Origin of the sequence: Pseudoroseomonas cervicalis (assembly GCF_030818485.1) — a bacterium.
Taxonomy (GTDB): domain Bacteria; phylum Pseudomonadota; class Alphaproteobacteria; order Acetobacterales; family Acetobacteraceae; genus Pseudoroseomonas; species Pseudoroseomonas cervicalis_A.
Map to the genome: position 1 here is coordinate 2,423,174 of NZ_JAUTAJ010000004.1, position 12,669 is coordinate 2,435,842.

10 protein-coding genes are annotated in these 12,669 nt (G+C 73.2%); 8 read left to right on the plus strand and 2 right to left on the minus strand.

All coding sequences use genetic code 11. The annotated features are described in order from the left end of the window. Window positions 1-32: 32 nt before the first annotated feature. Together QE401_RS15280 and QE401_RS15285 are read left to right on the plus strand one after the other, a co-directional pair. A complete protein-coding gene (locus QE401_RS15280) occupies window positions 33-1,145 on the plus strand; it encodes a M20 family metallopeptidase (protein WP_307139024.1) in 1,113 nt (370 codons plus the stop codon). Between the two features lie 75 nt (window positions 1,146-1,220). Then, a complete protein-coding gene (locus tag QE401_RS15285; RefSeq protein WP_307139025.1) occupies window positions 1,221-2,204 on the plus strand; it encodes an endonuclease/exonuclease/phosphatase family protein in 984 nt (327 codons plus the stop codon). 30 nt (window positions 2,205-2,234) lie between these two features. Here QE401_RS15285 and QE401_RS15290 read toward each other — a convergent pair whose 3' ends face one another. After that, window positions 2,235-4,025, minus strand: a complete 1,791-nt coding sequence (locus QE401_RS15290) for a monovalent cation:proton antiporter-2 (CPA2) family protein (protein ID WP_307139026.1) — start codon at window positions 4,023-4,025, stop codon at window positions 2,235-2,237. Window positions 4,026-4,206: 181 nt separating this feature from the next. Then, complete coding sequence (locus QE401_RS15295; RefSeq protein ID WP_307139027.1) at window positions 4,207-5,343, minus strand: M20 family metallopeptidase; 1,137 nt, start codon at window positions 5,341-5,343, stop codon at window positions 4,207-4,209. Window positions 5,344-5,569: 226 nt separating this feature from the next. Between QE401_RS15295 and QE401_RS15300 the strand changes: the two genes are divergently transcribed. The 6 genes from QE401_RS15300 (at window position 5,570) to QE401_RS15325 (ending at window position 12,604) form a co-directional block, all read left to right on the plus strand. Beyond that, window positions 5,570-6,151, plus strand: a complete 582-nt coding sequence (locus QE401_RS15300; RefSeq protein WP_307139028.1) for an LOG family protein — start codon at window positions 5,570-5,572, stop codon at window positions 6,149-6,151. Continuing rightward, a complete protein-coding gene (locus tag QE401_RS15305; RefSeq protein ID WP_307139029.1) occupies window positions 6,148-7,080 on the plus strand; it encodes a bifunctional riboflavin kinase/FAD synthetase in 933 nt (310 codons plus the stop codon). Before QE401_RS15300 ends, QE401_RS15305 begins: the two co-directional genes overlap by 4 nt. A 202-nt stretch (window positions 7,081-7,282) precedes the next feature. Beyond that, entirely contained in the window at window positions 7,283-8,302 is a 1,020-nt protein-coding gene (locus tag QE401_RS15310; RefSeq protein ID WP_307139030.1) for an alpha/beta hydrolase, read from the plus strand. Between the two features lie 401 nt (window positions 8,303-8,703). Continuing rightward, window positions 8,704-11,532 (plus strand): isoleucine--tRNA ligase, encoded by a 2,829-nt coding sequence (ileS, locus tag QE401_RS15315; RefSeq protein WP_307139031.1) that lies wholly within the window; start codon window positions 8,704-8,706, stop codon window positions 11,530-11,532. Next, a complete protein-coding gene (lspA, locus tag QE401_RS15320; RefSeq protein ID WP_307139032.1) occupies window positions 11,529-12,032 on the plus strand; it encodes a signal peptidase II in 504 nt (167 codons plus the stop codon). Before ileS ends, lspA begins: the two co-directional genes overlap by 4 nt. Next, entirely contained in the window at window positions 12,029-12,604 is a 576-nt protein-coding gene (locus QE401_RS15325; protein ID WP_307139033.1) for a DUF3035 domain-containing protein, read from the plus strand. The genes lspA and QE401_RS15325 overlap by 4 nt, the downstream gene beginning before the upstream one ends. The last annotated feature ends 65 nt before the right edge of the window (window positions 12,605-12,669 follow it).

The window sequence follows — 12,669 nt, forward strand, 5'->3', positions numbered from 1 at the left end:
CCGAGGCCAGCGCGGCAAGATACCCCGGAGCCATGCCCTGCACCGACGCCATCGCCCGCCTCGCCACCGACCTGGTCCGCCTGGACAGCCGCAGCTTCGTCTCCAACCGGGCGGTCGCCGACCGCATCGCCGCCGAGCTGGACGGCTTCCAACTGGAGCGGCTGGACTACACGGACTCGGCCGGGGTGGCGAAGCAGGTGATCGTGGCGCATCGCCCGGCGGTGGGGGGCGCCTCCACGGGCGGCATCGCCCTGTCCGGCCATATGGACACGGTGCCCGACACCGGCTGGACCGAGGACCCCTTCGCGGGCCGCGTCGATGACGGGGGCGTGCTGCACGGGCTGGGCGCCGTCGACATGAAGGGGCCGCTCGCCGCCTGCATCATCGCGGCCAAAACCCTGCCGGCGCATCGTCCGGCGACGCTGCTGATCACCACCGATGAGGAGACGACCAAGCAGGGCGCCCGCGCCATCGCCGACCGTTCGGCGCTGGCCCGTCAGGCGGGTCTCGCCGGCATCGTCGTGGCGGAGCCCACGGGCATGCTGCCGGTGCGCGGGCATCGCAGCAATATCGACTTCATCGCGGTGGCGGAGGGGGTGCAGGCGCATTCCTCGCTGGGCACCGGGCGCAACGCCAACTGGGCGCTGATCCCCTATCTCGCCGAGATGAAGGCGCTGGCCGAGCGGCTGCGCAGCGACGAATCGCTGCATGACGCGGCCTATGCGCCGCCCTTCTCCGACTTCAACCTGGTCCTCGACAATCATGGCGCGGCGGTGAATGTGACGGTGCCGAAGGCCACCGCGCGCATCAAGTTCCGCTACAGCCGCAGCATCGATCCGAGCCCGGTGGTCGCGGCGGTGGAGGCGGCGGCGCAGCGCGCCGGGCTCCAGCTCACCATCCTGCGCCAGGGCCGCCCGCCCGAGATGCCGGCCGACCATCCGCTGGTGCGCGCCGCCGCGGCCGCCACCGGCCATGCCGCCGAGACCCGACCCTTCGGCACCGATGCCAGCGAGCTGCAGGAGATCGCGCCCTGCCTGATCCTCGGCCCCGATGTGATGGACACGGCGCATTCGCCGCGCGAATGCGTGCATCTGGACCGGCTCGCCGCCGCGGTGTCGGTGTTCCACAGGCTGATGGGCGGCTGAACCGGCCGCTGGCCGCGGCGCCACGGCCCCGCCCGCCCTTGCCCCGACGCGGGGCCGCATGACATGCCAGGCGCCATGCCGATCACCGACACCACGCTGTGCCTGTCCGAGATCCCCGAAGCCGAGCGCCAGGCGCTGCGGGACGGGCCGGCGAGCAGGGCCGCGCATGACGCGGCGCTGGCCGCCCTGCCCGCCTTCGGCCAGATCGAGCTGGGCGGCGTCTCTGCCAGCCCCGCCCCGACGGGTCCCTTGCGCATCGCCGCCTGGAACCTGGAGCGCGGGCTGTTCCCGGCCGAGAGCGCGGCGCTGCTGCGGCGGGAGGGCGCGTCCCTCTCCCTGCTGACCGAGCTGGACCAGGGCTGCCACCGCACCGGCCAGCGCCACGTCACCCGCCTGCTGGCCGAGGCGCTGGGCCAGCGCTACGCCTATGGCGTCGAGTTCCTGGAACTCGCCACCATGCCGGCCCCGGTCGAATTCCCCGACAACCCGCCGGGCAACGCGCTGGGCTTCCATGGCAATGGCTTCCTCTCCGCCCTGCCCTTCCGCGATGTCCGGCTGATCCGCCTGCCGGCGGAGGCCGACTGGTTCGTCTCGCCGCGCGGCGGGCAGCAGCGGATCGGCGCGCGCATGGCGCTGGCCGCCATCTTCCGCCATGGCGAGCAGGAATTCGTCGGCTGCGGCGTGCATCTGGAAAGCGACACCGATGTCGCCGGGCGGGCGCGGCAGATGGCGGCGCTGCTCGACGAGCTGGACGATCTGGCCGGCGGCCTGCCGGTGGTGCTGGGCGGCGATTTGAACACCCCGGTCGGCCCCGGCGGGCAGGACGACCCTGGGGAGGCGCTGTTCGGCCTGGCCCGTTCGCGCGGCTATGACTGGTCCGGCAACCTGCCGCAGATCAGCACGCGCCCCAGCCTGTGGAGCGAGGGCAAGCCGCGGCAGCTGGACTGGCTCTGCGCCCGGGGCTGCCGGCTGAGCGCGCCGCGCATGACCGCCGCCCTTGGCCCGGACGGCGTGGCGCTGAGCGACCATGAGCTGATCAGCGCCACGGTGGAGTTCTGACGGCGCGCGCCTGAGGCGGGGCGGCCGGCCTCAATCGGCCCCGGCCGGCACCTCCTCCGGCGCGCCCCCCGGCGCCCGGCGCGGGCGCGGCGGGGTCAGCGGCTCGGGCGTCGCCTGCAGCCCGCCCAAAGCCTGCGCCGCCGCCAGCCGGTCGCGGTCGCGCTGGCGCACCTGCTGCTCCACCGCCTCCGCCTCCTCGCGCGGCAGGCCGAGCGCCAGCAGCGCCTCCCGCCCCAGCAGCAGGGCGGATTCCACCGTCTCGCGCACCGGGCGCTCGACGCCCTGGCGCATCAGCGCCAGCGCGTGCACGCGGTCATAGGCGCGCGCCAGGCAGGGCGTGCCGGGAAAGGCCTCCTGCACCACGCCGACGATGCGGTCGGTGGCCTCGCGCCGGTCGGTGCAGACCAGGATCAGCCGCGCCCGCCCGGCGCCGGCGGCGCGCAGCACCTCGAGCCGGGTGCCGTCGCCATAATGCACCCGGGCGCCGAAGCGCGCCGCCTCCTGGATGCGGTGCACGTCATTGTCGAGCAGGGTCAGCGAACAGCCCTGGCGCAGCAGCACCTGGGAGACCAGCTGGCCGAAGCGGCCGAAACCCACCAGCAGCACATCGCCCCGGGCATCGGAGAAATCCTCCTCCGCCGGCATCGGGCGGCCGCAGCGCTGCAGGATCACCGGCCCCAGGCGCAGCAGCGGCGGCGTCACCGCCATCGACAACACGACCATCGCCACCAGCAGCGAGGCCAGCTCCGGCCGCATCACCCCGGCCGCCACGGCGGTGGCGTAGAGCACGAAGCCGAACTCGCCGGCCTGGGAGAGCAGCAGCGCGTTGCGGAGCGCGGTCGCCGGCTTGTGGCCGAAGCCGCGCGCCAGCAGATGCGTGGCCAGCGCCTTCAGCCCGACCAGCAGCAGCGTCCCCAGCAGCAGCAGCGGCGCCTGCGCCAGCACCAGCCGCAGGTCGAGCCCCATGCCGACGGTGAGGAAGAACAGGCCGAGCAGCAGGCCGCGGAAGGGCTCGATATCCGCCTCCAGCTCGTGCCGGTAATTCGATTCGGCCAGCAGCAGCCCGGCCAGGAAGGCGCCCATCGCCATGGACAGCCCGGCCAGCGCCATCACCGCGGCGGCGCCCAGCACCACCAGCAGGGCGGCGGCCGTCATGATCTCGCGCGCGCCGGAGCGGGCCAGCAGGGCGAAGAACGGGTTCAGCAGGTAGCGCCCGGCCAGCACCACCACGGCGACGGCGCCCACCCCCAGCGCCACCGACACCCAGGCCGGATGCGCCGCCGCCACCGCCCGCGGCGAGAGGAAGGCGACGAGGGCCAGCAGCGGCACGATGGCCAGGTCCTGCAGCAGCAGGATGGCGAAGGCGGTGCGGCCATGCGGCGTCTCCAGCTCGCCCCGCTCCTCCAGCAGCGGCATCACCAGGGCGGTGGAGGAGAGGGCGAGGCCCAGCCCCGCCACCAGGCTGGCGCGGAAGGTCTCGCCGGCCGCCCAGGGCAGCAGCGCCAGCACCAGGCCGCAGCCCAGCACCTGCGCGGTGCCCAGGCCGAAAATGTCGCGCCGCAAGGCCCAGAGCCGGCCGAGATTGAGCTCCAGCCCGATGATGAAGAGCAGCAGCACGACGCCGAGCTCGGCGATGCCGGAGAGCCGGGCCGGGTCGTCGGCGAACAGGCCGAGTCCCGACGGGCCGATGACGATGCCGCCGGCGATGTAGCCGAGCACCGAGCCGAGGCCGAGCCGCTTGGCCAGCGGCACGGCGAGCACGGCGGCGCCCAGGAACAGCATGGGTTGCAGAAGGGGGGCGAGGTGGCTGGCCTCGGCCATGCGCGCGCTCCGCGGGGCGGGGGCCGGCGGCGCCCGCCCCGCGCGGGCCGGCCGTCAGGCGGCGCTGGAAGCCGCGCCGCGCGGCAGCGGGGCGGGCCCGCTCAGCCCCGTTCTAGCGCGCGGGCGGGGGTGGCGGGATAGTCCCTCGCGGAGACGGGAAGCCCGGGCACCCCCGGCCGGCTCAATCCCCCAGCGTCTCCAAGAGCTCGCACAGCGTGCCGCAGCGCGCCGCCAGCTCCGGCCACAGGATGTGCTCGAACTCGGCATGCGCGCCGGCGCCGGAACAGCCGAGGCCGTCCAGCGTCGGCACACCCAGCGCCGCGGTGAAATTGCCGTCCGAGCCGCCGCCGCGATGCTGCTTCGGCAAATCGTAGCCGAGCTTCGCCGCGATCTCCTTCGCCCGGGCGTAGAGCGCCAGATTGCCCGGCCCCTCCTCCATCGGCGGGCGGTTCATGCCGCCGGTGATGGCGACCTTCGTGCCCTCGGGCTGCGGCCCGGCCATGGCGAGGATGGCGGCCTCGATGCGCGCCCCGTCCTCGGCGGTGGCGACGCGGAAATCCACCTCGCAGCCGGCCTCGTTCGGGATCACGTTGGGGCGGGTGCCGCCCCAGATCGGCGCGCAATTCGTCGTGGTGCCGCCGGGCAGGTCGACCAGCGCGTGGATCTGGGTGATCAGCCGCGCCAGGGTGACGATGGCACTCGCACCGTCCTGCCAGTTGCCGCCGGCATGCGCACTCTGCCCCGTCACCTTCACGGTGAAGCGGCCGACACCCTTGCGCGCGGTGACGCAGCATTTCTGCGGCCCGCCGGCGGGCTCGGGGATCAGCACGGCGCAGGCGCCGGCCGCCTCGCGCTCGATCAAAGCGCGGCTGGTCGGGCTGCCCACCTCCTCATCCGAGGTCAGCAGCAGGGTGATGGGCGCGCGCGTCGCGGTCTTCTGCCGCAGGACCTCGCGCACCGAGTGGAAGGCGAAGAAGCTGCCCGCCTTCATGTCGTAGATGCCGGGGCCATAGGCCTTCTCGCCTTCCAGGCGGAAGGGGATGGTCTTGGCCAGGGTGCCGTGGTCCCACACCGTGTCGAGATGGCCGGCCACCAGCACGGGGCGGCCCTGGCCGGGGGTGCGGGCCACCAGCTGGTCGCCATAGCCGTCGCGGCCGGGGATGCGCTCGATGCGGGCGCCGACGGCGCGGAGTTCGGCCTCGGCCTTGTCCATCAGCCCGTTGATGGCGGCGGCGTCGGTGGTCGGCGTCTCATGCTCGACCCAGCCGCGCAGCTCCTCCAGCAGGGTTTCGCTGCTGCCGAGTTGGGTGACGGGCATGGGCAAGATTCCTTCTTTGGCGCGATCGCAGGGTCGATCCGGACGCGTCGGGTTGTCGCCCCGGGGGCGGCGCTTGTCCACCGGGCGGCAGGGAACGGGGGGGGGCGCCCAGGACGGGCCAGGGCCGATGGCGCCGGTCCCGCTTGTCCCTCCCCCGCCGCGCGGCTAAGCCCGAGGGCGGGGCCGGCCGCTTCCTGGCCGCGCCAGATCCCCGGGGTCCGTGTCGATGAAGCGTGTCTGTGTGTTCTGCGGTTCCAACCCCGGCAACAACCCCGCCTATGCCGAGGCGGCGCGCGCCATGGGCCGCGCCATCGCCGCGCGCGGCCTTGGCCTGGTCTATGGCGGCGGGCATGTCGGGCTGATGGGCATCGTGGCCGACGCCGCCATGCGCGACGGCGCCGAGGTGATCGGCATCATCCCCGAGACGCTGATGCGGCGCGAGGTCGGCCATGGCGCCATCACCGAGCTGCGGGTCGTCGCCACCATGCATGAGCGCAAGGCGATGATGGCCGACCTCTCGGACGGCTTCGTCGTGCTGCCCGGCGGCATCGGCACGCTGGAGGAGGCGGTGGAGGCCTTCACCTGGACGCAGCTCGGCATCCACGACAAGGGGCTCGCCTTCCTCGACACCGAGGGCTACTGGCAGCGCCTGGCCGGCGTGCTCGACCACATGGTGGGCGAGGGGTTCCTGCACGCCAAGCACCGCGCCATGGTCGGCTTCGCCGCGACGCCCGAGGCGGCGCTGGACGCGCTGGCCGGCTTCACTCCGGTCGAGGTCGAGAAATGGGTGGAGAAGGAGGGGCGGTGACCCCGACGCCGGTGCTGCACAGCGATTGGCGCGGCCTGCCCGAGGCGGCGTGCGGCGCCACCCTGGCGCTGGGCAATTTTGACGGCGTGCATCTCGGCCACCGCGCCGTGCTGCGCGCCGCCCATGCCGGGCGGCCGGAGCTGAAGCTGGCCGCGCTGACCTTCGAGCCGCATCCCCGCGAGCATTTCCGCCCCGACGACCCGCCCTTCCGCCTGACGCTGTCGGCCGCCAAGGCGGCGGCGCTGGGGGCGGCGGGGGCCGACCTGGTCATCGCCCTGCCCTTCGACGCGGCGCTGGCCGCCATGCCGGCCGAGGATTTCGTCACCGAGGTGCTGCATCGCGGCCTGGGGGCGAAGCATCTGGCCTGCGGCGCCGATTTCGCCTTCGGCCACCGGCGCGGCGGCGATGTCGGCTTCCTCGCCGCGCGGGCCGAGGCGCTGGGCATCGGGCTGACCGTGGTGCCGCCGGTGGCGGATGAGGCGGGGCCGATCTCCTCCTCCCGCATTCGCCGGGCGCTGCAGGATGGCTATCCGGAGCGCGCGGCGGCGGCGCTGGGCCGCCCCTGGGCCATCGCCGGCGTGGTGAGCCATGGCGACAAGCGCGGCCGCAGCATCGGCTTCCCCACCGCCAATGTGCCGCTGGGGCGGCATCTGGAGCCGGCGCGCGGCGTCTATGCGGTGGAGGTGCGGCTGGCCGATGGCGCCACGGTGCCGGGCGTCGCCAATATCGGGCTGCGCCCGACCGTCGGCGGCAGCGAGAGCCGGGTGGAGGCGCATCTCTTCGACTATGCCGGCGATCTCTATGGCCAGGAGGTCAGCGTGGCGCTGCGGCATTTCCTGCGGCCGGAGCGCAAATTCGCGGGCCTGCCCGAGCTGGTGGCGCAGATCGGCGCCGATGCCGCCGAGGCGCGGCGCCTGCTGGCGGTCTAGGCGGGGCGCCCGCCTCGCCACCAGCGCGCGCCAAACGGACAAAAGTTTTTTGGTTCTTTTTTCCAAAAAAGAACCCTTCCGAGGCCTTTTTCGCTTCTGCCTCTCCCCGCCACGCTCCCGTCTTGCCACCGCCCTGGCGCGGGTGTGTGCTGCCCTCCACCGCAGTGCCCGGCAGATGGCGCGCGGGGGAGGATGAGACAGGATGCGCGCAAGGATTCTGGCCGCGATGCTGGCCCTGGGGCTCGGCGGCGGCGCCGCGGCCGAACCGCTGGCGCTGGAGCGCTGGGGCAGCTTCCATGTCGGCGGCCGGAGCGTCGAGGTTACCGGCCAGCCGGTGCGGGAGATGCTGTTCTCCCCCGGCGGGGTGCCGACGCGGATCGACCCCAACGGCACCTATCTGATGGGCGGCATGTATGCGCAGTACATGATCCCGGCCGCGCCGCGCGGCCAGGTGCCGCTGCTGCTGTGGCATGGCGGCGGCCTGACCGGGGTGAGCTGGGAGACGACGCCGGATGGCCGCGAGGGCTGGCAGCATTTCTTCCTGCGCCGCGGCTGGCCCGTCTATGTCTCGGATGCGGTGGAGCGTGGCCGCGCCGGCTGGGGCATGATCCCGGAGCAGACCGGCGGGGTGGCGGTGGTCAACCCGGTCTCCAACCCGTGGGAGCGTTTCCGCATCGGCCCCGGCCCCGGCAGCTACGCCCGGGGCGAGCTGCTGCCCGGCAGCCAGTTCCCCGCCGACCGGGAGAGCTATCTGAACTTCATCCGCCAGAACGTGCCGCGCTTCACCACGACGGACGGGCTGACGCTGGAGGCCTATCTGGCGCTGCTCGACCGGGTGGGGCCGAGCGTGGTGGTGGCGCACAGCCAGGCCGGGCTGTTCGGCTGGCGCGCGGCGCAGGAACGGCCGGACAAGGTGCGCGCCCTGGTGCTGGTGGAGCCCGCCACGGTGGGCGACCCGGCCAAGCTGGCGGCGCTGAAGGACATCCCGGTGCTGATGGTCTATGGCGACCACATCGCCCAGGATTCGCGCTGGCCGGCGATCCGCGCCAATGGGCTGCGCTTCGCCGAGGCGGTGCGCCAGGCGGGCGGCAGCGTGGAGGTGGTGGACCTGCCGGAACGCGGCATCACCGGCAACAGCCACATGGTCATGATGGACCGCAATTCGGACCAGGTGGCGGCGCTGGTGCAGGACTGGCTGGCGGCGAAGGGGCTCTGGCGCTAGCGGCGGGCCGGCAGCTTGATCGGTGCCTGGGCCGCGAACGCGGCCCGGCAGCTTGACCGGTGCCTGGGCCGCGAACGTGGCCCGGCGGTTTAACCGGTGCCTGGGCCGCGACCCTGCGGCCCGGCAGTTTGAGCGCTACCTGGGCCGCGACCCTGCGGCGCGGCGGTTTGACCGGCGCCTGGGCCGCGGCCGCATGGCCAAGCGGCTTGACCCGTGCCCGGACGCGCCGCAAAACCCCGCCATGTCCCGGATGCAGCCTCGGCCGCAGGCATTCCTGCTGGCGGCGCGAATTAGCGGCCCGGTTCTCGACCAGCTCCCCTGGCGAGGGCCGGGTTGCCCGATGCGCGCCGCCTTCTCCATGCCCTGAAGCCCGCCCATCCTGGCGGCATGTGGACCTCCCGATGACCGACGCTTCCGGCCGCGACTATCGCGGCACCGTTTTCCTGCCCCAGACCCCCTTCCCGATGCGCGGCGACCTGCCGAAGCGCGAGCCCGGCTGGCTGGAGCGCTGGGAGAAGATCGGGCTGTGGGACCGGCTGCGCGCCCAGTCCGCGGGCCGGGAGAAATTCGTGCTGCATGACGGCCCGCCCTACGCCAATGGCGCGCTGCATATCGGCCACGCCCTGAACAAGGTGCTGAAGGACGTCGTCAACCGCGCCGCACAGATGAGCGGGCGGGACGCCAACTACATCCCCGGCTGGGACTGCCACGGCCTGCCGATCGAGTGGAAGGTCGAGGAGGAGTACCGCAACCCCAAGGGCAAGTACCAGGGCGGGCGGGACAAGGATGCGGTGCCGGTGCTGGAATTCCGCGCCGAATGCCGCGCCTATGCCGCGCATTGGCTGGATGTGCAGCGCGAGGAGTTCAAGCGCCTCGGCGTCGCCGGCGACTGGACCGGCCGCTACGCCACCATGGACTTCCCCTCCGAGGCGGCGATCGCCGGCGAGATCGGCAAGTTCCTGATGAACGGCTCCCTCTACCGCGGCCTGCGCCCGGTGATGTGGAGCCCGGTCGAGAAGACCGCGCTCGCCGAGGCCGAGGTCGAGTATCACGACCACAAATCGGCCATCCTCTACACCGGCTTCCCCATCCTGGCGGCGCCGGCCAGCGCGGCCGGCGACCTGGCCGGCGCGCTGGCGGTGATCTGGACCACCACCCCCTGGACCATCCCGGCCAACCGCGCCATGGCCTATGGGGCGGAGATCGACTACGCGCTGGTCGAGGTCGAGGCCGCCGAGGAAGGCGCCCTGCCGCGTCCCGGCCAGCGCCTGATCGTGGCCGAGGCGCTGCTCGGCGCCTTCGCCAAGGAGGTGGGGCTGGCCCGCTTCCGCGTCGCCCGCATCTTCAAGGGCACCGAGCTGGAGGGGGCGCTGGCCGCCCACCCGCTGCGCGCCTGGGAGGGTGCCGGCGAGGGCTACCAGTTCCAGGTGCCGCTGCTGGCCGGCGACTACGTCACCACCGAGGCCGGCACCGGCCTGGTGCACATCGCCCCGGCGCATGGCGAGGAGGATTTCAACCTCGCCCGCGCGCATGGCATCGCCGTGCCGGAATGCGTGGGCGATGACGGCACCTACACGGTGCAGACCCCGGGCTTCGTGGGCCTGCATGTGTTCAAGGCGCATGAGGCGGTCTGGGCGGCGCTGCAGGCCACCGGGCTGCTGCTGGGGAAGGGCTTCATCACCCACAGCTACCCGCATAGCTGGCGCTCGAAGAAGCCGGTGATCTACCGGGCGACGCCGCAATGGTTCATCGCCATGGACGATGCCAACCAGATCCGCGCCAAGTCGCTCCAGGCCATCGCCGAGACGCATTTCGTCCCCGATATGGGCCGCAACCGCATCGGCTCCATGGTGGCGGCACGGCCGGACTGGTGCATCAGCCGCCAGCGCGCCTGGGGCGTGCCGATCGCCGTCTTCGTCGAGAAGAAGACCGGCGAGGTGCTGCGCGACCAGGCGGTGCTGGACCGGGTCTGCGCCGCCTTCGCCGAGGAAGGGGCGGATGCCTGGTACAAGCCCGGCGCCGCCGCCCGCTTCCTGGGCAATGGGCGGAACCCGGACGATTACGAGCAGGTGATGGACATCGTCGATGTCTGGTTCGAATCCGGCTCGACCCATGCCTTCGTGCTGCGCGACCGTGGCCTGCCGGTGCCGGCCGATCTCTACCTCGAGGGCTCGGACCAGCATCGCGGCTGGTTCCATTCCTCGCTGCTGGAGAGCGTCGGCGCCAATGGCCACGCCCCCTTCAAGGCGATCCTCACCCATGGCTTCGTGCTGGATGAGACCGGCCGCAAAATGTCGAAGTCGCTCGGCAATGTCACCGCGCCGCAGGAGGTGACCAAGCAGTATGGCGCCGACATCCTGCGCCTCTGGGTGATGAATTCCGACACCGCCGACGATCTGCGCATCGGCAAGAACATCCTGGCGCAGCAGGCGGAGCTGTACCGGCGCATCCGCAACACGCTGCGCTGGCTGCTGGGCAGCCTGGAGGGCTTCGCGGAGACCGAGAAGCTCCCCTATGCCGAGCTGCCGGAGCTGGAGCGCTGGGTGTTGCACCGGCTGACCGAGCTCGACGCCCGGATGCGCAAGGCGGTGGCCGATTACGACTGGAACGGCGTCTATCCCGAGCTGCACGCCTTCTGCGCCACCGACCTCTCGGCCTTCTATTTCGACATCCGCAAGGACAGCCTCTATTGCGACGCGGCGGACAGCCCGCGCCGCCGCGCCGCCCGCACCGTGCTGGACGCGCTGCATCGCTGCCTGACCACGTGGCTGGCGCCGGTGATGCCCTTCACCGCCGAGGAGGCCTGGCTGGCCCGCTTCCCCTCCGAGGATGGCTCGGTGCATCTGCAGCTCTTCCCGGAGATGCCGGCCGAGTGGCGCGACGCCGCGCTGGCCGCCAAGTGGGAGCGGGTGCGCGAGGCGCGCCGCGGCGCCACCCAGCTCCTGGAGCAGGACCGCAAGGAGGGGCGCATCGGCGCCTCGCTGCAGGCCCGCGTGACCTTCGCCGCCGATAGCGACGCGGCCTCGCTGCTGCCGCCCGAGCTATGGGAGGAGGTGCTGATCGTCTCCGAGGTGGCGCTCGGCGCCGCCGAGGGGGGGGTGGCCACCGACCTGGCCCCGGGCCAGAAATGCGAGCGCTGCTGGCGCGTGCTGCCCGAGGTCGGCGCCTCGGCCGCCCATCCGACGCTGTGCCGCCGCTGCGAGGCGGTGGTGGAAGGCGCCGCCGCATGAGCACGCCGCTGCGGCTCGGCCTGCCCTTCGCCGCCGCGCTGCTGGTGGCGGACCAGCTGAGCAAATGGTGGATCCTGGAGGTGCTGCGCCTGCCGGAGATCCGCCAGGTGAAGCTGCTCGATCTCGGCGTCGCCGGCTTCGACCTGACCATGGTGTGGAATCGCGGCGTCACCTTCGGCCTGCTGGCCGGCGACACCCTGCCGCACCGGCTGATGCTGGCCGGCCTGGCCCTGATCGTCTGCGCCGTGCTGCTGCGCTGGATGGCCCGGGCCGAGAACCGGCTGACCACCCTGGCGCTCGGCGGCATCGTCGGCGGGGCCATCGGCAATGTCATCGACCGCCTCCGCTTCGGCGCGGTGGTCGATTTCGCCGATGCCTGGGTGGGCAGTTTCCACTGGTACGTCTTCAACCTGGCCGATGCGGCCATCGTCCTCGGCGTGGTGGCGCTGATCGGCGATGCCTTGTTCCGGCCACGCGCCACGGCTAAGGAATCGCCATGAGGCAGCTTCCCTTCCGCATCCCGGCCCGCGCCGCGCTCCTGCCGATGGCCTGCACGCTGCTGCTCGCCGGCTGCGGCGGCGACACGGCGCGCACGCTGGGCTTCACCCGCGACGCGCCGGACGAGTTCAGCGTGGTCACCCGCGCGCCGCTCTCCCTGCCGCCGACGCTCGGCAACCTGCCGGCGCCGCGCCCCGGCGCGCCGCGCCCGCAGGAGCTGCGCGGCCGCGCCGCCGGCGAGGCGGTGCTGGCCCCCGGCGCCGCCTTCGGCGTGGGCGCCGCCTCCGCCCCCTCGCGCGGCGAGAGCGCGCTGCTGGCCCAGGCCGGCGGCGGCGCCTCCCCCGACATCCGCTCGCGGGTGGATGAGGAGAGCACGCGGCTGGAGCAGCCCGACCGCTCCGTGGTCGACCGGCTGATGTTCTGGCGCGAGACCCCGCCGCCGGGCACCGCCCTCGACCCGCAGCGCGAGGCGCAGCGCCTGCGCGAGAATGCCGCCCTCGGCCGCAGCGTGGAGGATGGCGAGACGCCGATCATCCAGCGCCGCCGCCAGGGCCTGTTCCAGGGGCTGTTCTGAGCGCCCTGCCGAGCGGCGCCGCCCCGCAAGGCGCGGCGGCGCCCCCCTGCCCGGCCGGGGAGGTG